The organism is Paenarthrobacter sp. 4246, assembly GCF_040546855.1.
GTDB lineage: Bacteria > Actinomycetota > Actinomycetes > Actinomycetales > Micrococcaceae > Arthrobacter.
In genome coordinates this window covers 229390-247764 of record NZ_JBEPOP010000006.1, presented here as the reverse complement: position 1 = coordinate 247764, position 18375 = coordinate 229390, and the positions used below count along the sequence as shown (strand labels likewise).

General features: G+C 62.4%; 22 protein-coding genes and 1 tRNA gene. 6 read left to right on the top strand and 17 right to left on the bottom strand.

Going from position 1 to position 18375, the window contains the following annotated elements; genetic code table 11:
- Positions 1–50 precede the first annotated feature (50 nt).
- The 4 genes from rplI to rpsF all read right to left on the bottom strand — a co-directional run bounded on the left by rplI (position 51) and on the right by rpsF (position 1827).
- The gene (gene rplI / locus ABIE35_RS13370; RefSeq protein WP_024818808.1) at positions 51–503 is read right to left on the bottom strand and encodes a 50S ribosomal protein L9; all 453 of its coding nucleotides are present in this window, start codon (positions 501–503) and stop codon (positions 51–53) included.
- A gap of 18 nt (positions 504–521) precedes the next feature.
- Positions 522–761, bottom strand: coding sequence for a 30S ribosomal protein S18 (gene rpsR / locus ABIE35_RS13365; RefSeq protein WP_003800144.1), 240 nt, complete (start codon positions 759–761; stop codon positions 522–524).
- A 128-nt stretch (positions 762–889) separates the two neighbouring features.
- On the bottom strand, positions 890–1471 hold the full coding sequence (locus ABIE35_RS13360) for a single-stranded DNA-binding protein (RefSeq protein WP_011776754.1): 582 nt from the start codon (positions 1469–1471) through the stop codon (positions 890–892).
- Between the two features lie 50 nt (positions 1472–1521).
- Positions 1522–1827, bottom strand: a complete 306-nt coding sequence (gene rpsF, locus ABIE35_RS13355) for a 30S ribosomal protein S6 (protein WP_011776755.1) — start codon at positions 1825–1827, stop codon at positions 1522–1524.
- A 232-nt stretch (positions 1828–2059) separates the two neighbouring features.
- On the opposite strand from rpsF, the gene ABIE35_RS13350 reads away from it, so the two are divergent.
- Positions 2060–2398 carry a YnfA family protein gene (locus ABIE35_RS13350; RefSeq protein WP_354515565.1) on the top strand — a complete coding sequence of 113 codons (339 nt, stop codon included), beginning with the start codon at positions 2060–2062 and terminating at the stop codon, positions 2396–2398.
- Between the two features lie 59 nt (positions 2399–2457).
- Here the strand turns inward: ABIE35_RS13350 and ABIE35_RS13345 are convergent.
- Positions 2458–2540: transfer RNA gene (locus tag ABIE35_RS13345), tRNA-Leu, on the bottom strand.
- Between the two features lie 120 nt (positions 2541–2660).
- Between ABIE35_RS13345 and ABIE35_RS13340 the strand changes: the two genes are divergently transcribed.
- Together ABIE35_RS13340 and ABIE35_RS13335 are read left to right on the top strand one after the other, a co-directional pair.
- Positions 2661–2825 (top strand): hypothetical protein, encoded by a 165-nt coding sequence (locus tag ABIE35_RS13340; protein ID WP_354515563.1) that lies wholly within the window; start codon positions 2661–2663, stop codon positions 2823–2825.
- Between the two features lie 26 nt (positions 2826–2851).
- The gene (locus ABIE35_RS13335) at positions 2852–3511 is read left to right on the top strand and encodes a DUF1345 domain-containing protein (RefSeq protein ID WP_354515561.1); all 660 of its coding nucleotides are present in this window, start codon (positions 2852–2854) and stop codon (positions 3509–3511) included.
- 87 nt (positions 3512–3598) lie between these two features.
- Here ABIE35_RS13335 and ABIE35_RS13330 read toward each other — a convergent pair whose 3' ends face one another.
- From ABIE35_RS13330 to ABIE35_RS13320, 3 genes are all read right to left on the bottom strand, one after another.
- Positions 3599–5014 (bottom strand): amino acid permease, encoded by a 1416-nt coding sequence (locus tag ABIE35_RS13330; RefSeq protein ID WP_354515559.1) that lies wholly within the window; start codon positions 5012–5014, stop codon positions 3599–3601.
- A gap of 225 nt (positions 5015–5239) precedes the next feature.
- Positions 5240–6547: a M18 family aminopeptidase gene (locus ABIE35_RS13325; RefSeq protein ID WP_354515557.1), complete on the bottom strand. Its 1308-nt coding sequence runs from the start codon at positions 6545–6547 to the stop codon at positions 5240–5242.
- Positions 6548–6584: 37 nt separating this feature from the next.
- Positions 6585–7478 carry an intradiol ring-cleavage dioxygenase gene (locus ABIE35_RS13320; protein WP_354515555.1) on the bottom strand — a complete coding sequence of 298 codons (894 nt, stop codon included), beginning with the start codon at positions 7476–7478 and terminating at the stop codon, positions 6585–6587.
- Between the two features lie 165 nt (positions 7479–7643).
- Here ABIE35_RS13320 and ABIE35_RS13315 point away from each other — a divergent pair, with 165 nt between their 5' ends.
- The 3 genes from ABIE35_RS13315 (at position 7644) to ABIE35_RS13305 (ending at position 9669) form a co-directional block, all read left to right on the top strand.
- Positions 7644–8090, top strand: a complete 447-nt coding sequence (locus ABIE35_RS13315) for a hypothetical protein (protein ID WP_354515553.1) — start codon at positions 7644–7646, stop codon at positions 8088–8090.
- A complete protein-coding gene (locus ABIE35_RS13310) occupies positions 8087–8827 on the top strand; it encodes a cyclase family protein (RefSeq protein ID WP_354515551.1) in 741 nt (246 codons plus the stop codon). The genes ABIE35_RS13315 and ABIE35_RS13310 overlap by 4 nt, the downstream gene beginning before the upstream one ends.
- Positions 8828–8892: 65 nt before the next feature.
- Positions 8893–9669, top strand: a complete 777-nt coding sequence (locus ABIE35_RS13305; protein WP_354515549.1) for an IclR family transcriptional regulator — start codon at positions 8893–8895, stop codon at positions 9667–9669.
- Here ABIE35_RS13305 and ABIE35_RS13300 read toward each other — a convergent pair.
- The 9 genes from ABIE35_RS13300 to ABIE35_RS13260 all read right to left on the bottom strand — a co-directional run bounded on the left by ABIE35_RS13300 (position 9666) and on the right by ABIE35_RS13260 (position 18358).
- Positions 9666–10436 carry an IclR family transcriptional regulator gene (locus ABIE35_RS13300; protein ID WP_354515547.1) on the bottom strand — a complete coding sequence of 257 codons (771 nt, stop codon included), beginning with the start codon at positions 10434–10436 and terminating at the stop codon, positions 9666–9668. The two genes, ABIE35_RS13305 and ABIE35_RS13300, sit on opposite strands and share 4 nt — an antisense overlap.
- 36 nt (positions 10437–10472) lie before the next feature.
- Positions 10473–10655 (bottom strand): hypothetical protein, encoded by a 183-nt coding sequence (locus ABIE35_RS13295; protein WP_354515545.1) that lies wholly within the window; start codon positions 10653–10655, stop codon positions 10473–10475.
- 13 nt (positions 10656–10668) lie between these two features.
- The gene (locus ABIE35_RS13290) at positions 10669–12111 is read right to left on the bottom strand and encodes an amino acid permease (RefSeq protein WP_354515543.1); all 1443 of its coding nucleotides are present in this window, start codon (positions 12109–12111) and stop codon (positions 10669–10671) included.
- A 238-nt stretch (positions 12112–12349) separates the two neighbouring features.
- A complete protein-coding gene (locus ABIE35_RS13285) occupies positions 12350–12799 on the bottom strand; it encodes an Lrp/AsnC family transcriptional regulator (protein ID WP_354231659.1) in 450 nt (149 codons plus the stop codon).
- Positions 12800–12904: 105 nt separating this feature from the next.
- Positions 12905–13597 (bottom strand): response regulator, encoded by a 693-nt coding sequence (locus ABIE35_RS13280; protein ID WP_354515540.1) that lies wholly within the window; start codon positions 13595–13597, stop codon positions 12905–12907.
- Positions 13594–14883 (bottom strand): sensor histidine kinase, encoded by a 1290-nt coding sequence (locus ABIE35_RS13275; RefSeq protein ID WP_354515538.1) that lies wholly within the window; start codon positions 14881–14883, stop codon positions 13594–13596. The genes ABIE35_RS13280 and ABIE35_RS13275 overlap by 4 nt, the downstream gene beginning before the upstream one ends.
- A 26-nt stretch (positions 14884–14909) precedes the next feature.
- Positions 14910–15761: an ABC transporter permease gene (locus ABIE35_RS13270; RefSeq protein ID WP_089597045.1), complete on the bottom strand. Its 852-nt coding sequence runs from the start codon at positions 15759–15761 to the stop codon at positions 14910–14912.
- A gap of 2 nt (positions 15762–15763) precedes the next feature.
- Entirely contained in the window at positions 15764–16708 is a 945-nt protein-coding gene (locus tag ABIE35_RS13265) for an ABC transporter ATP-binding protein (RefSeq protein ID WP_280625159.1), read from the bottom strand.
- A 147-nt stretch (positions 16709–16855) separates the two neighbouring features.
- Positions 16856–18358 (bottom strand): bifunctional phosphatase PAP2/diacylglycerol kinase family protein, encoded by a 1503-nt coding sequence (locus ABIE35_RS13260; RefSeq protein WP_354515535.1) that lies wholly within the window; start codon positions 18356–18358, stop codon positions 16856–16858.
- Positions 18359–18375: the final 17 nt, after the last annotated feature.

The following is an 18375-nucleotide window of genomic DNA, read 5'->3' as shown; positions in this document are numbered from 1 at the left end:
GACCCCCACCACCGGAATCCGGTGATGGGGGCCTTGGATGCAGTCAGAGACTACTTGCTTGCAACGACCTCGAGGTCGATGACAGCGGAAACGTCCTCGTGCAGGCGAACGTTGGCCGTGTACGAACCGACAGACTTGATGTGGTTCGGCAGTTCAACGTTGCGCTTGTCGATGGCGCCGAGGCCAGCGGCCTCAACAGCAGCAGCGACGTCAGCAGGCTTGACCGTGCCGAAGAGACGACCGGACTCGCCGGCCTTCACCTCGAGCTTGACCTTCTTGGAGGACAGAGCCTGGGCCTGGGCCTGTGCAGCTTCAACAGAAGCGTGCGCACGAGCGGCGCGGGCAGCCTTGATGGACTCAACCTGCTTCTCGCCACCCTTGGACCAGGTCAGAGCGAAGCCGCGGGGCAGCAGGAAGTTACGTGCGTAACCGTCCTTGACCTCCACAACGTCGCCAGCAGCACCGAGACCGGTTACTTCGTGGGTCAGAATGAGCTTTGCCATGTTAGTTAATCCCTTCCCTTAGCCGCGGCCAGCGCCGGAGTAAGGCAGCAGAGCAACTTCGCGGGCGTTCTTGATTGCCTGGGCGATCTTGCGCTGTTCCTGAACGGTAACGCCAGTAACGCGACGAGCACGGATCTTTCCGCGGTCGGAGATGAACTTGCGCAGCAGTGCTACGTCCTTGTAGTCGATGACGGTGATGTCAGCGGCCTTCAAGGGGTTGGACTTTGGTTTGGGCTTACGGAGTTCAGCCTTAGCCATCGTGGAGCTCCTTTTCTATGGAGCCCGTGGATATTGATCCACGGGATGGTGGTGTTCGACGGCGGTTGCCACCAAGGTGCCTCGCGGCAGTCCGGGTGAGCGTCCGGCGTCGGACGTTTATGTTTTGTTTAGAAGGGAGGTTCGGAATCCGGGCCGTTGCCCCAGCCGCCAGCGTTGCTGACACCGGGCGTAGCCCAAGGGTCATCCTGCTGCTGTGCGGGCTGGTTGCCGCCCCAGGTTCCACCGGAGTTGCCGCCGCCCTGGTTTCCACCAGGAGCGCCACCTCCAAAGCCACCGGAATTACCAGCGTTACCGCCACCGAAGCCGCCCTGCCCACCGCCGGAGCGCTGGGTACGGTTGACCTTGGCGTTTGCGTAACGCAGGCTGGGGCCGATTTCGTCGACCTCAAGCTCGATAACGGTGCGCTTTTCGCCTTCTTTTGTTTCGTAGGAACGGCTCTTCAAACGGCCGGAAACGATGACGCGCATGCCCTTTGTGAGGGACTCGGCCACGTTCTCGGCTGCTTCGCGCCATACAGATGCGCGGAGGAACAGGGTTTCCCCGTCCTTCCACTCATTGGACTGGCGGTCAAAGGTCCGGGGAGTAGAAGCGATGGTGAAGTTCGCTACTGCTGAGCCAGACGGGGTGAACCGCAGCTCGGGGTCATTGGTGAGATTACCGATGACCGTAATAGTGGTTTCGCCTGCCATCTACTGCCTCCTTGTTCGTTCCTGCGGGATAAAGATCTGGAAGGGGCTGATTACTCAGCAACGACCTTCTGGTCTTCAGGACGGATGATCTTGGTGCGCATGATCGTCTCGTTAAGAGACAGCTGGCGATCAAGTTCCTTGGCGGTAGCCGGTGCTGCGGTGAAGTTCACCACTGCGTAGATACCTTCGGACTTCTTCTTGATGTCGTACGCCAGACGGCGACGGCCCCAGATGTCAACCTTTTCGATGGTTCCACCATCGGTGGTGATGACATTGAGGAACTTCTGAAGCGACGACTCTACGGTACGCTCTTCGACCTCGGGGTCGATGATTACCATCAATTCGTAAGGACGCATATGTGAACCCACCTCCTTTGGGCTAAGCGGTTACGGTATTTCCGTAACAGGAGGTTCATTTGCGATGCCGTGTACCCGCTCCCCCGCCGAAGACTCGGAAGGAGGGCGCAACACAGACTTCAATATCTTAGTGCATCTCCTGCACCCAAAGCTATTCGAGCGGATCCGTCGCCGGAACCGGTCACTTGGCGTATGTGGATAAGCCGGACAGCCAGCAGGGAATACTGGAGCAATGACCGCCCTGAAGTCCATCGTTCTCTTCGTCCTGGCCGCCGTTGCAGAGATCGGCGGTGCGTGGCTGATCTGGCAGGCCGTCCGTGAGGACAAGGCCTGGTGGTGGGCCGGCCTCGGCGTCGCGGCACTGGGCATCTACGGCTTCTTCGCAGCGTTTCAGCCCGACGCGCACTTCGGCAGGGTCCTGGCCGCCTACGGGGGCGTCTTCATCGCGGGCTCGCTGGCCTGGGGAATGCTGGTGGACGGCTTCCGCCCTGATCGGTGGGACGTGGTCGGGGCTGCAATCTGCATAGTGGGCGTGGGCGTCATCATGTTCGCACCCCGCCCGGGAGCGTAGGCCCGAACGGCCCGAACACTGCAAAACCCCCGGAAGGCAACCTTCCGGGGGTTTCTTTGTGCGCGGAGGGGGACTTGAACCCCCACCCCCTTTCGAGGACTAGCACCTCAAGCTAGCGCGTCTGCCATTCCGCCACCCGCGCAAGGTGATCAGGAGAAACAATGTTTCGTTTTTCTCCTCGACAGCGACAAAGACAGTAACACGGAGAACGGCAATTCGTGGATTCCTGAGGTCTTGATGGAGCCTCGCTAGGGTGGTGGCCATGGATGCCACACCCCTGAATGCCTTGGTCCTGACCGTCGTCTTCGCCGCGATCGGACTCTACGCCCTGTACTTCGTGATCCGCTCAGGCGTCCGCGACGGCATTCTGCAGGCCGACAAGAAGCGCAGCGGGCAAACGGAGCCGTCAGGCCCAACCGACTTTTGAGCTCCCCCACTGGTTAGGGTGGGCACATGGATAACGTCAGGGTGAGGCGGAGCCGGCTGCGCTTCGTCGTCATGGTCCTGGCCGGCACAGCGGCCTTCGTCGCTACCGGCATCTCAGGCAGTTGGGTGGATGCGCCTGCGGTCGGCTGGGCCGTGGCCGCCCTGGTCTACGTCGCATGGGTTTGGCTGGTGATCGCGCGACTCGATCCTGCACAAACGCAGCACCATGCAACGTCCGAGGACCCGTCGCGGGGAGTCACCGACCTGCTGATTCTCGGGGCCAACCTGGCCAGCCTTGCTGCTGTGGCCGCCGTGATCGTCAATTCGCACACTGAAGGAACCGGTTCCCGCCTGTCCTCTGCGGCTCTCGCCCTGGCGTGTGTGGGACTGTCATGGATGCTGGTCCAAACGCTCTTCACGCTGCGCTACGCCGAGCTGTATTACAACCAAGATGCCCGCGCCGGCGGTGAAGTGGGCGGCATCAGCTTCAACCAGGACCGGCCGCCGCAGTACACGGACTTCGCCTATCTGGCCACGAGCCTGGGCATGACGTACCAGGTATCGGACACCAACCTCGGCAACCACTCGATCCGGCTGGAGGCGCTGAAGCACAGCCTGCTGTCCTACTTGTTTGGAACCGTCATCCTGGCCGTCACCATCAACCTCGTCATCGGCCTGGCCCAGTAGCCAAGAGGCCTACGGCGGTGACCTTAAACCGAAACGGGGCAGCCGTCGTCGAATGTTGACGCCGGCTGCCCCGCTGCTGAAAGACGCTTACGACGCCGGTCCCCCACCGATCGTCGCGTCCACGGCTTCCGGGGTGGTCGCCTCGGGTGGAACGGCGCCACGCTTGCGGTAGCGCCAAATGCCGATGCCCACCACGATCGCGGCCAACGCCAGCGACAGGAAGAGCGACTCACGGGTGGATTCGATGATCACCATCCCGATAATGAGGGCAACGATGGCGCCAATGGCGATCCACGTGAGGTACGGGAAGAACCACATCTTGAGGTCGAGGTCCTTGGCCGCAGCCCCCATGCGCTTGCGCAGGATGAGTTGCGAGGCCGCAATGACCAGCCACACAAAGAGCGCGATGGCACCGGACGTGTTCACGAGGAACAGGAACACCGTGTCCGGGGCGATGTAGTTCAGGCCAACGGTAATGAAACCCACCACCGTGGAGGCCAGCACTGCTGCTGCCGGGACGCCGCGCTTGGAGATCTTCATCCAGGACTTGGGGGCGTCTCCACGCTGGGAGAGCGAGAACAGCATGCGGCTGGCGGTGTAGAGGCCGGAGTTCAAGCAGGAGAGCACCGAGGTGAGGACAACGATGTCCATGATGGTGCCGGCGCCCGGGATTCCGTAGAGCTCGATCACGGCAACGTACGGGCTCTTGGCAACGGAGGCGTCGTTCCACGGCAGAAGCGTGACAACAATGGCGATGGAGCCGATGTAGAAGATCAGGATGCGCCAGACAGTGGACTTCACGGCCTTCTTGACGGCGTCTACGGGGTTCTCCGATTCGCCGGCCGCGATGGTGGCGATTTCGGCGCCGAAGAACGAGAAGACCACTACGAGGATGCCCGCCAGGACTGCGCCAGGACCGTTCGGCATGAAGCCGCCCTGGTCCAGAAGGTTGGCGACGCCCGGCGCGGAAACGCCCGGCATGAGCCCCAGGATGGCAGCGATGCCTGCGAGCAGGAAGATGACGATTGCGGCCACCTTGATGGACGCGAACCAGAACTCGAACTCGCCGTAGGACTTCACGGAACCAAGGTTGGTCAGCGTCAGGAGCACCATCAAAATCAGTGCCCAGATCCACTGGTCCACGCCGGGAACCCAGCGGTGCATGATGGCTGCGCCCGCCGTTGCCTCGATGCCAAGGACAATGATCCAGAACCAGGCATAGAGCCAGCCGATACTGAAGCCCGCCCAGCGGCCAAGGGCCTTGTCAGCGTATGTGGAGAACGAGCCCGTCTCCGGATTGGCAGCAGCCATCTCGCCCAGCATGCGCATGACCAGGATGACCACCAAGCCGGCAGCCAGGTAGGCCACGAGGATGCCAGGACCGGCTTGCTGGATGGCAGCGCCCGAGCCTACAAACAAGCCTGCGCCAATAACGCCGGCGATGGCGATCATGGAGAGGTGCCGGGGCTTTAGGGACTTTGAAAGTTGTTGGTCAGCGTGCATGGATCTGCGCCGTCCTTTAGTTTTTTCCGGGTGGCCAGCGTGGTGTGCCACGGACCACATGACTCACTCACGCTAGCTTGCTGCACCATCGCGCTGCCTGTGCAGCTGAACATTTTGACGTCCCCAAAAAGGGGAGTGTGCACAAAATGTACACCTGGAGACATCCAAGGTTTCGTATTGGAAACTTTCGTAATACCCCTGAAATGAGTGTTTGAGGCTTCCCCGTCAGACGAAGGTGCGGAAGAACAACTCAACAACAGTTGCCAGGTACCGCGGATCCTCAACGCCGCAGAGCTCGCGCGCAGAGTGCATCGACAACAAGGGAATGCCCACATCCACGGTCCGGATACCAAGGCGTGTAGCAGTCAGGGGTCCAATGGTGGATCCACACGGGAGATCGTTGTTTGACACGTATTCCTGGTAGGGAACGCCGGACTCATCGCACAACCTGGCCCAGAAGGCAGCACCTGTGGCATCCGTGGCGTAGCGCTGGTTGGCGTTGATCTTCAGCAGCGGCCCACCGTTCAGTACCGGCTTGTTGGCGGGATCATGCTTTTCCGCATAGTTCGGGTGCACGGCATGGCCGGCATCGGCGGAAACGCAGAACGACGCCGCCAGCGCCTGCCTCCGCTGGCTCACCGAGGCGCCGAGGCCGTCCGAGATGCGGACCAGGATGTCTTCGAGGATGGGGCCGCACGCACCGGAGCGCGAGTTGGAGCCGATCTCCTCATGATCGAAGGCCGCCAGGACGGCGATAGGGCCCTCCACTGGAGCTGACGCTGCATGGCTGATCAGAGCCACCAGGCCCGCGTGGGTGGAGGAAAGGTTATCCATGCGGCCTGAAGCGAAGAACTCGCTGTTGGCCCCGAAAACCGCAGGGGCCTGCGTGTCTGCCACCACGACGTCGTACCCGCCAATCTCGGCTGCATCAACCACGTCACCCTCAACGCGATCGGCGAGCAACCCGAGCAGGTCCTCCCCGGCGGGGTCGCCTTGACCGAAAATCGGGTTCATGTGCTGCTGCTTGGACAGATGCAGTCCATTGTCGTTCACCCCGCGGTCCAAGTGGATCGCCAACTGGGGGAAGCGAAGAAGAGGGCCCGTGGCTGTCAGATGCTGGGTTCCGTCCCGCATGACCAAACGGCCCGCCAGCTGCAGTTCCCGGTCCAGCCATGAATTCAGCAGGGGTCCGCCGTACACCTCAACGCCGGCCTGCAGCCAGCCGAATTTTCCGGTGGTGGGCTTCGGCTTGAGTTTGAAGGAGGGCGAGTCCGTGTGGGCGCCGAGGATGTTGAAGGCAGTGGTGGGGCCGGCGGACGCGGGCGTTACCCACGCGATCAAGGCGCCGTCGCGGATCACGTAGAACGTGCCCGCTCCGCCATCCCACGGCTCCAGTTCATCCAGGGCCGTGAAGCCTGCCGCGTCCAGGCGGCGGGCTGCCTCGTGGACTGCATGGAAGCTCGACGGTGACGCAGAAACGTAGGCGCCAAGGTCCTGGATGTGGTCAACTGCTGCGGAGGCATTCGAAGGCATGACCCCGAGTCTAGCCGCGCTGTTGGCGCCGACCGGGTTAAACGGTGACGTTCAGCGCGGCCGTATAACCGCCCGCCACCGAGCCGGATATAGTCGCGAGTTGGTATATACCTCCGTCGTCGCCAAAGACGTTGTCCGAGGTCAACGTGGTGTTGGGGAAGTTTCGGGCGCTGGACTCGTAGCCCGCGGTTGCGTACACCGCCTTGCACGCCGTCTCTGTGAGGGCAATCTGGGAGACGGCCAGCACCTGCCCGGCAGCGGTAGTGTTACTCATCGATTCGAATACCTCAAAGTGAATATGTGGCCATCGGCCGTTGTACGCGCCTGGATAGATGGTGCTGAAGGTCAGTTGGCCGTTGGCGTCGGCCTCCTGCACGCCCCTCAGGTAGTTCTGGTTCTCCAAGCCTGAATCGTAGAGCGAGTACTTGCCGTTCTGGTCGCAATGCCAGATGTACACGGCAGCTCCAGCCAGCGGCGAGCAGCCATTGGCGTTGTCCAGGAGCGTCAGGGTCACCGTGAGGGGTACACCTTCAGCTGTAGTGGTGGACGTTCCGAAACTGGACCTGATGTCCCGGCGGACCACCCCGGAGGCCTCCAGCACGTTGGGACCGTTGGAGCCGTCCCCCGGGTAGGGCCCGAGCGTCTCCTCAGGGATCTCGACGCCACATTCAGCAAATGCCCGGGTCACCGTGCTGGTGGCCGACGCTGAAGGTGACGCTGCCGCCGTCGTGCCTTCCGTCGCCGTCGCTGCGGCCGTAGCGCTGGCAGCGCTCGACGGCGATGCGCCGCCACCTTCCGTACCGGGCGTGCATGCCGCGAGGGCCGCAGCAGTCCCGGCACCGAAGAGGACGCCCAAAGTACGTCGCCTGCTCAGGAGCGTAGAGAGATCGAACTCGAGTCCGCGATCGTGGTTGGGATGAGGAGTAGTCATGCCTCAATGAAACGCGGGCGGCCTGTGCCTTGTACATGGGAAGGCTGTGGCCGGACTGTGAGACTCCGAGCAATATGTGCAACATAAACATATTCATATGCTTGTAATGCTCGTCACGTCGTGGCACGATGTCTCAACGGACATAATGACGGAAGGTCACTCGCCATGAACATTGAACTGAAACCAGTGCGAAAGCTTCGAATTCACTGGCCCATTCCCGTGGAAACCATGAAGCAAATGGCCGCTGGCGACCTTGGCGCCCTCGACTCCGACGAGGGCATCGCCTCCCTGCTGAACGAACTGGAGTCGGCACCCGAACTGGGCGGCTTCGGCAACTACCACCACGTCTTCGAGTCCTCCGCGGGTTTCGAGGGATTCACGGTAGCTGAGGGGGCCAAGCCTACGCTCGGCGCTGTAGGACAGCGGACCATCTCCCCTACTTTTGTGTTCACCACCTACTTCGACGATTCCCTTGACCACCGAACTGTCCAAGAGTTGGTACAACGGATTGTCGACATCCACCCTTGGGAAGTCCCTGTGATCGAGGTCTCGGGTCCGCTCAGTGTCTCCAGCAGCTCCGCGGCCCACGCCGAAACGCGGGTGGCGTCATGAGTGCACCCCTTTGGCAGGAATTGGCACCTCTGCTCCGAAACCGGACATTCACCGACCTGACCCACGCCTTCCATCCCGGGCAGCCGCATTTTCCGGCCTTTCCCGACGAAACCAGGGAAACCCTCTTCGATCTGGAAAAGGGAGACGGGTTCACAGCCCACAGATACTCGATCGTGGGCCAGTGGGGCACCCACGTGGATCCGCCGTCGCATTTTGTCCTGGGCGGCCGGACCCTCGACCAACTGCCCGTGGAGGACATGATCCTGCCGTTGGTTGTCCTGGACATCAGTGAACGCGTCGCTGCCGATCCGGATGCTACCCCCACCGTGGAGGACGTCCTGGGCTGGGAGACGCGCAATGGGGACATCCCTGCCGGGTCGTTCGTGGCCCTACGCACCGGCTGGAGCCACCGCTGGCCGGACAGCGCTGCCATGGCCAACGTCGACGACGCCGGGATCAGCCATACTCCCGGATGGTCGCGGGAAGTTTTGGAGTACCTGATCGAAAAGCGATCTGTCAGCGCAATCGGCCATGAACAGACGGACACCGATCCCGGCATGGCCACATCGCGGCAGGATTTCAGCCTGGAAACCTACGTCCTGGCCCAGGACAAGTGGCAGATTGAGCTACTTGCCGCCCTGGACCATCTCCCGGAGGCCGGTGCAGCCTTGATAGCCTCGTGGGCAAAACCGCTCGAGGGCAGTGGCTTCCCGGCCAGGGTCTTCTCCATCCACTGACTCCGGCCGTCCCCATAACGCCGGGCTGTGACGCCTGAGCAGGCCGGGGTAGCTAGAATCGATCCATGTCAAAGACCTCCAGCATGGGCCGCGGCATGATGGCCCTTCTTGCGGTGGGGGCCCGTCATGCGGAAGGTTTCGACGGCGGCACGGTGGCCGACGTCGCAGCCCGCCTCGGCAAAGACCGCAGCCAGGTGTCGCGAAGCCTCAAGGGCGCGCAGCAGGAAGGCTTCCTGACACGTTCGGACCAACGCGAGTACTGCCTGGACTGGTCCATCCTGACGGACGCCCAACTGGTCACAGAGCAGCGGCTGAAGACCGACGGCCTCACGGCCTTGGAGGGATTGGCCACCGAAACCAACGAGGCCTGCTTCCTGGGCGTACTGAGCGGAAACAGTACGGTCACTATCGGCGAGCAAGTCCCCGAGAGCGCAAACCTTGTGGGTTCCTGGCTCGGCCGCCCCTACCCCGCCTACTGCAGTGACGCCGGCCAGGCGCTCCTGTGGGATGCCCCGGAGGCGGAAATCCGGAAAATCTTCAGCACAGTGGAGTTCGTGAGGCATGGCCCCAACACTCCGGTTTCCGTGGATGATTTCCTGGAACGGCTCAACAAAGCCCGCGTCCGCGGATACTCGATTGTTGATGAAGAAGCCGAACCCGGCCTCTACTCATTGTCCGCGCCCATCCGGGACTTCAAGGGAGATGTTGCCGCGGCCCTGCAGATAGTTGGGCCAAAAATTCGCGTGGAGCCCCAGCGGGAGGCCTTCGCCGTCGCTCTCGGCTCTTGGCGGACCTGGCTCGAGTCCAGGGTTGGCGGAGGCGCACGCCAGTTCGACGCCTAGGCTTCGAGGCCCGGCCCGCCGCTGAGCCGTTGGGCGCTGGAGTGAAGAACAGCGGCGATCTCCGGGGCAGCAGACTCCACAGTGGACTGGCTTCCCAGCACGCTGAGGGCCGCGATGATCCGGCCATCCACAGCCCGAACGGGGACGGCAAGCTCCCAGACGCCATATTCGAATTCTTCAGCAGCGAGGACATAGCCCTTTGGCCTGTCGCGTTCCATCAAATTGACGACTTCGGGGGCGGTGTGCGCTGCAGCGGGTCCGCCTACGCCGATGAAGTTAACTTCCCTGAGTAAGGCTCCGATGTCCTTAGGCGAGTGGTCCCACAGCAAGGCCCGCCCCGACCCCGTGCACCACACCGGGGTGACCATGCCAGGTTTGGCGAAGCCACCCAGGACTGAGTTGTTGGTTGACGAACGTAACAGGAGAACGCGGACACCCTCCCGAACGGACAGCCGGGACCGCAGTCCGAACGCTGACACCAGTTCTTCAAGTTCCGCGGGTGACTTCTGAACCCACGTACTGTTCAGGGAGGCTGCGAGGCTGAAGAATCGCGGTCCTGTGCGGAAAGGGCCACGGTCCACCCGTTCCAGCAGTCCAAGATCACACAATTCCTGGGCCAGTCGAGAGACCCGGCTTTGCTCCATGTCCAGTCCGGCAGCCAGCTGCGAGACACCCAAAAGTTGGCGTCCCTGCTTTTCGCGGTCCGTGACCATACGGACAAGGCGAAGACCCTGGCCCAGGGATGACGCCTCCGGTGACACCACCACGAATCCCGCTCCTTCCACCAAGCGTTCACGCCATTCTCACACGGTGGCGTCCGCTGCAAGGACACGGGCCCTGTTGGCCCACACAGTGTAGAGGTCAGCGAGTATCGCGGCATTCGCCGCTTCAAGTTCCCCGACCGTGATTTTTCCGCCGTCCTGCCCGCCGAAGAGGACCCCCGGAAACGGCGACACGGCCGGGCATGAGGCCCGGCCGTGACGCATGGCCAATCTCGAATCAGGCCGAACGCTTTGCCTTGGCCTTCGGGCCATAGCGGAAGTGGAAGAACAGGTAGCAAGCCGCCACGAACGGAACACCAAAGTACAGCGCAGCGATCTGGGTGGGGTCGAAGGCTATGCCAATCAGGGATACGACGCAGAGGGTGAAAGCCAGGATGGGCAGCACCGGGAAGAAGGGGGCTTTGTAGGCCAGATCAGCCACCTTTCCGCCATTCCGGATGAATGCCCTCCGGTGGAAGAAATGTGAGGCAGTGATGGACATCCAGACTCCCACCACCGCGAATCCGGCAATGGACACCAGGGCCAGGTAGACGGTCTCGGGTGCAGCCACACTGCTGACCAGGGACGCCAGCCCGCCCACCATGCTGACGGAAAGGGCGACCAAGGGTATTCCCCGCCGGGTCAGCTTCTTGAGTGCGCGGGGGCCGTGTCCTTCATCAGCAAGTGAATAGAGCATTCGTGCACATGAGAACAATCCGCTGTTCCCCGCTGACAACAGCGCGGTGATGATGACAAAGTTCATGATGTCAGCCGCGAACGGGATGCCCACAGAGGAGAAAACCGTGACGAACGGGCTTTCATCCAATCCAACTTGGTCGTAGGGGACCGTGGCAGCGATGACGGCAATAGCGCCCACAAAGAAGATCAGGAGCCGGATAACGGTGCTGCGCATGGCCTTGGGGATGTTCTTTGCAGGGTCCTTGGTCTCCCCAGCCGCAACGCCGATCAGTTCAGAGCCGGAGAAGGCATAGAAGACAGCCAGGGCGGTGACCAGGACACCGGTGAAACCGTTGGGGAAGAGACCGCCTGAGGTATTGAAGTTCTCAAAGAGGAAGGGGTGGTTGCCGGACTCTGCGAGGGGATGGAATCCAAACAATGCAGCCCCGCCGAAGACGATCAACGCGATGATCGCCCCCACTTTGACGATGGAGAACCAAAACTCGGATTCCCCGAAGAACTTGGAGGAGAAAGCGTTGAAGCCGAAGAGCATGGCAGCGAAGACGAGGCACCACACCCAGACCTCAACATCGGGGAACCAGCGCTGCATGAGCAAACCTGAGGCTGTGAACTCAGATCCGATGGCCACTGCCCAGCAGAGCCAGTAGAGCCAGGCGGTAGCGAAGCCGGTTGCCGGACCAATCGAGCGGGAGGCGTAGATGTGGAAGGCGCCGGAGACGGGGTAGGCAATGGCGAGTTCGCCGAGGCATGCCATCACCAGGTAGACCACGAAGGCGCCAACCAAGTAGGCGATCACGGCGCCCAGCGGGCCCGCTTGCGAGATGGTGTAGCCCGAGCTCAGGAAAAGCCCTGAACCGATCACACCTCCCATAGCGATCATGATCAGGTGCCGTGGTCCCATGGAGCGGCGCAACCCGGGTTCCGGCGGAGCCAAGGGGGTATCGGCTGGATGATCCAGTTTCAGGGGTGTAGAAGATTCCATGTCTTGTCTCCGTTAAGTGACAGGTGCGAACGGTACGCCGAGGACTTCCGGGGCGGGGAGCCGTGGGGGCGCTTGTAGTGACGAAGGTAACACAGATCATGTGAGTTTAGTCATTAAAAACATTTATGAATGCGAATAACGCACACTTTGCATTACGGGCATGACGATGTGCCCGTTCACTTGTCAGAATGACCCAGCATTGAGGCAGCGACAGGAGCCCGCCGGAACCAGGGGATCCCTACAGCGAAGCCCGTCGGATGACGTTGGACAACGTCATTGCTGTCACGGTATCGCTTACTCCGGGGAGGGCAGCGATCTGCTCCCAGATCTCCTGGACGCGGCCGAGGGATCGCGCTTCGACACGGACGATGAGGTCAAAGTCGCCACTGAGAACATCGCACAGGACTACTTCCGGAATCGATCGGAGCTCGTTCAGGACGTCGGCCCCCCGCATCCTGTCCTTGCGGTAAACCATCAGGAAGGCCGAAACCAGTGATTCGGCATCTACTCCAGCTACCACTGTGTAGCCCTGGATATAGCCCTGCCGTTCCATGCGGTCGATCCGCTGACGCACCGCATTTCTGGACAGAAGAACCTTGCCGGCAAGTTCGGCGTGAGGGACGCGGGCATTCTTGGTCAGTTCCGCGAGGATCCTTTGATCGATGCCGTCCAGACCAGCCCGCTCCATGTGTCCCTTTCCACCTACTCCTGCAGGAACAACAGCTCCTGCCTCGACCGAAAGGCCCACGAAGGAAATGATACTTCCACAAGTCCCCGCGGCGTTTCCCCGCGCTCAGTAGTCAGGGTTGCTCGGCACCACAAGCCCGGTCTCGTAGGCGTAAACCACCACCTGCACCCGGTCCCGCAACTGGAGCTTGCTCAGGATTCGGCGGACGTGGGTCTTAACGGTCGCCTCGGAGAGGAAGAACTTGTGGGCGATCTCCGCGTTGGACAGGCCCTCGGCAATGGTGGTGAGGATCTCGGTTTCGCGTGGCGTGAGATCGTCCAGCAACGGGTCCCGCTGGGGAGTTGGCGACTGCCCTGGCAGCGCACCTCCACGAACGTACGTTTCCAGGAGCCGTTGCGTCACTCGCGGAGCAACCACGGCATCGCCGCTGGCCACGAGGCGCACAGCGTGGACCAGTTCCGAGGGTGCAACGTCCTTAAGCAGGAAGGCGGAGGCGCCGGCCTGCAAACCGGTGAAGGCATACTCATCGAGGTCGAAGGTAGTAAGGATGATGACCCGCGCCTCGGACCCGGAGTCCGAGATCCGACGCGTTGCCTCAATCCCGTCCATGGCGGGCATCCGCACGTCCATCAGGATCACATCCGGCGCGAGTGCTTCTACTTGGCGCACGGCTTCGATGCCATCGGATGCCTCGCCGACTACGTGGAAGTCGTCCTCGCCTTCCAGAATGAGCCGGAAGCCCATCCGAAGCAGTGGCTGATCATCCACGAGCAGCACTTTGATGATGTCTTCTGTCATGATTCCCCCTTGTCGCCGGCCCAGCGGAGCTCGGCGTGAACTGCCCAGCCTCCCCTTTTACTGGGCCCCGCAGTAACGATTCCAGCATAAATTCCGGCGCGTTCATTCATCCCGGCGATTCCCTGCCCGGTGCCCAGGCTGCCCACGGGTTCGCTGCCGCCCTCCACGGTTCCGCGGCCGTCGTCGTGTACGTCAATGGTGACCAGATCGGCGTTCCGCGCCACCTGGACGTCAACGCGGCTCAGTGAGCGTCCGTACCGCAGGACGTTGGTCAGCGACTCCTGCACAATGCGGTAGACGGTGAGTTCAAAGGCGGGATCGGCCGGTAATCCAGGGCCTGTGTGCGCATAATGCAGCGGCAGACCCGCGGTCCGGAAGCCATCCAGGAGCTTCGAGAGGTTGTGCCCGGATTCCAGGGGCGTGAGCGGCGCCGGCCGCCCCGAGTCGTCGCGAAGGACGCCCAGCACGCGGCGCATGTCGGCCAGGGCGGTCCTGCCGGTCCGGGACAATTCGCCCAGGACCTCGGCTGCGCGCTCCGGATTCTTCCTGACCACCACGGCAGCACCGTCCGACAGGCTGACCATCACCGTCAGGGAGTGTGCCACGACGTCGTGCATCTCGCGTGCGATCCTGTTCCGCTCGGTCACCTTGCCCAGATGGGTGGTGCGGGCCGCCCAGGCAGCGATCTCGGCCTCATGCTCCCGCCGCTGGCGCACGGAAATACCGATGCCAGTGGCCAGGAGGTTGGACAACATGATGGTCACCGCGGTGGCAATGTTGTTGATCAGGTGGAAGTTCTCCGGGACCTCCTGGAGGGTGTCCATGCCGCTGGGAATCGTCCACATGAACAGATACAGCAGGCTCAGGGGCAGGCTGGCGGCAACGAACACCACCAAAGCGAGGCTGCGCTTCCTGATGGACGCCACGGCGTACAGCGCAAACCACAGGCCCGCTGAGACGTTGGAACCCCACGGGTTCAGGATGGCGGCCGCGACCTCCAGAAGAACGACGGCGGCCACCACTTGAAGCGGGTAGCGGCGCCTGAACATCAGTACAGCCGCGATCATCAGCAGCAGGGCCACCACCAGCCATTTGCCCTCGGCGACGGAAGTGATGATGGTGGGCAGGGCCAAGAGCACGTAGCAGAGGATCACCACGGCATCCATGGCGCGGGGGCGTTCGTAGAAGTAGCGCCGGATGCGGCCCCTGCGGCGCTGGGTGATTTCAGCGAAGGACGCGTCCACCGTAGCGGTGGACGCGTCCTTCACCTGTGGAGCTTCAGTCATGGATTGAGCCTAGACGGCAACCCGTCCTAGACGTCCCGCTTCTTCAGCAGGAGCATGGCCAGGGCTACCGGTACAACAACCCAGGCACCCAGGACCAGCGCGGCCTGCCATGCTTCCAGCGTTTCAGGAACATGCTCGACGGCGGTCATCGGGGTGATGGTGCTGGTGGGGAGGTACTTGTTGGCTTCCTTGAAGAAATCGCCGGGAATGAGCTGGAAGGCAATCGGCGCAACGAACAGCAGCCCCACCAGGCTCATGATGCCGCCGGCCGAGTTCCGGACGATGGTTCCAAGGGCCATGCCGATGGCTGCTACTGCTGCCACGTAAAGGCTGTTGACCAGGAGGAGCTTGACGGACTGCGAGCTGCCAAGATCCAGCTTGAGGTCGTAGTTATCCACGATCGGGAGGGACACCAGGCCGGCAATGTAGATGGACACGGCCGTCAGCAGGAAAGCGCTGACCATGACCACAATGAGCTTGGCCAAGAACGGTGAGAGCCGCTTGGGGACGGCGGCAAAAGTGGAGCGTGCCATGCCGGTGGTGAATTCGGAGCTCATCAGCAGGACACCCAAGGAGCCGAGGATGAGCTGGGCGAACGAGATGCCGGAGGTGGGAATGCTGACGGCCAGGTCTCCGCCCTGGGCGGCCATGGCAGCCGCGGCTTCGGGGTCGTTGGCAACCTGCTCGGCAAACTGGCCGGTTCCCCACGCCGAGAGGGCGGCGAAACCCACCATCACCAAGGCTGTGGAGGCCAGGAGGATCAAGGTGGACATCAGCGTGCGGAACTTGATGAATTCCGAGTTCAGCACGCGGTGGAATGCCGGTCCCGGACCGACGGAGTTACGGATGGACTTACGGTCCATAGTGGTGGTGCTCATGTCTATTTCCCTCCGGCCTGGGCGGGAACCGAGGCCCCGGTGGTGATGTGCGAGTGGTATTCCACCTCGTCCTTGGTCAGTTCCATGTACGCCTCTTCCAGGCTTGCCTGAAGCGGAGTGAGCTCGTACACCATGACCTGGTTTTCCAGTGCGGTCCTTGCGATGCCCCGGGGGTCCAGTCCGGACACCTCGAGGAGTTCGCGCTCGTGGACCTCCACGGAAACGCCGGTTCCGGCCAGGAGCTGCATGAGGCGTTCCGGCTGGTCGGTGCGGACACGGGTCCGTGCCTGGCCTTTGCCGGTAATGATTTCGGCGATGGGCGCATCGGCAATGATCCTGCCGCGGCCGATCACGATCAGGTGATCTGCCGTCAGTGCCATCTCGCTCATGAGGTGGCTGGACAGGAAGACCGTGCGGCCCTCGGAGGCCAGGTACTTTACGAGGTTGCGGACCCACACCACGCCTTCAGGGTCCAGGCCGTTGACGGGCTCATCCAGAATGATGGTCTGCGGATCGCCCAGCAGCGCAGCGGCAATGCCGAGGCGCTGACCCATTCCGAGCGAGAATCCCTTGACCTTCTTCTTTGCTACATCGCCCAGTCCGGTCATTTCAATGACTTCGCGGACCCTGCTCTTGGGGATGCTGTGCGTCGCCGCCATGGCGAGCAGGTGGTTGTAGGCGGTGCGGCTCGTGTGCACTGCCTTGGCGTCCAGGAGTGCGCCGATTTCGCGGAGCGGTGCCTTGTGCTGGGCGAACGGTTCACCGTTCACCGTCACAGAGCCCGACGACGGAGCGTCCAGCCCCATGATCATGCGCATGGTGGTGGACTTGCCGGCACCGTTCGGACCCAGGAAGCCGGTCACCCGTCCAGCCTGGACAGTGAAACTGACACCGCCGACGGCGGTCTTCTCGCCGTAGACCTTGGTCAGGCCTTTTGCTTCGATCATGGAAGCGTTCCCTCCTCGGAGCACATGAGTGTGCGGATGAGTTTTGAATGTACTCACCACGCTACTCATGGAGGGAACGAAAATCGCCGGTCTCAGGGATGATTCAGGGTTCGGTCAGGGTAGTCCTCGCGGATGACCCGCACTGATTCAGTCGGCCGGGAGCGGCGAGTAGACGCGCAGCTCGCGCGGTTTCACGGTGAAGGTGGCACTGCGCACCCCGGGCTTCGGTTCGCCGTCCACCGCCAGGACCAGCGGCTGCCCGATCGCCTCCACGGTGACGGTGGTGGCCTCGGTCAGGTGGGTGACTTTGGAGGCAGCAACCGTGCCGGTCACTACCGCCCACAGCAGCCGCGCACGGGCGAACGGCTCATCCGCAGTGATCATCCGCAGATCGAAAACACCGTCGTCCAGCACGGGTCGGCGAAGCGGTGCGTGGTCGCTGGGATAGAACCTTCCCCGCCCCATGTAGAGAATCCAGAGCTTGTGCTTAACCCCGTCCACGGTGAGCGTGGTGGGCGAGTTCACTCCGAAGGTGCGCAGCGATGCCACCACGCTGGCAAGTGGCTTACCCATCGCCGGCTGCAGTCGCTCCCGGCGACGAACAAGATTTGGATACACGCCTACGCTGGCGGTATTCAACATGGCCAGTTCCGTGGTTTCGGGGGTCTCGGGCAGGCCACGCTGCACCACTACATGCCCCAGGTCAACCGCCGCTGCTTGCCCCTTGGTCACCGCCTCGATGGCATCGTCGATCGAGCTGGTTCCGAGATCGCGGGCGAAGTGGTTGAGGGTTCCGCCGGGGAGCACCAGCAGCGGCAGTGAATGTTCGACGGCGGCCGCGGCGGCAGTTCCAACGGTTCCGTCCCCGCCCCACACGCCCAGCGCAACGGTGCCGGGCCGGGTGGCGGTGGCGTCGATTTCCGCGGCGACGTCGTCACCCTCCGCAATTTCGCGTATATACGCCTTTGGGAATACAACTTTGAGAAGCTCGCCGGTTTCGGGGGAGTAGGACCCTCCAAGGACGTTGACCGCAATACTCAGCCCCTCGCCCTCGACGATGGCGGGCGCCTCCGCAGGCGTCCGGCGGGGCGTTGGTTCTGCGGGCTTGGCGGGCCACCACCTGCGCGTCACTAGCGCCGCGCCTGCTCCCAGGGCCGATCCGAAGACCACATCGGAGGGCCAATGGGCCCCCGTGTGCACGCGGGAATAGGCCACCCCGGCGGCAAGGGGTGCCAGTACTGCGCCGAGTGCCGGTGACACCATCCCGGCACCCACGGCGAAAGCTACCGCCGAGGCAGAATGCCCGGAGGGCATCGATGAGCTGGTTGGCTGCGGGTTCACGAAGCGAAACAGCGGCAGGTGCTCAGGAAGGGGGCGCCGCCGGGGAAGTACCCGCTTGAAGATGACGTTGGTGACGCCTGAAGCAACGCCCAAGGCCAACACTCCATGAAGAGCCGCCCTACGCGGCTTTCCCGGGAAGGCGGACATGATTCCCGCAATCCCGAACCAGAGCTTTCCCTTGGTGGCCGCGGACGAAAGCCTCCTGAAGAAGACATCATGGTCACCTTGGGGCTGCCTGGAGACAGCCCGGACCAGAAAGTGGTCGAATCGTGCAACTCGTCTGGGGGCCTTGCCCACGAAGCCTCGCATTACTTCACAGTATCGCC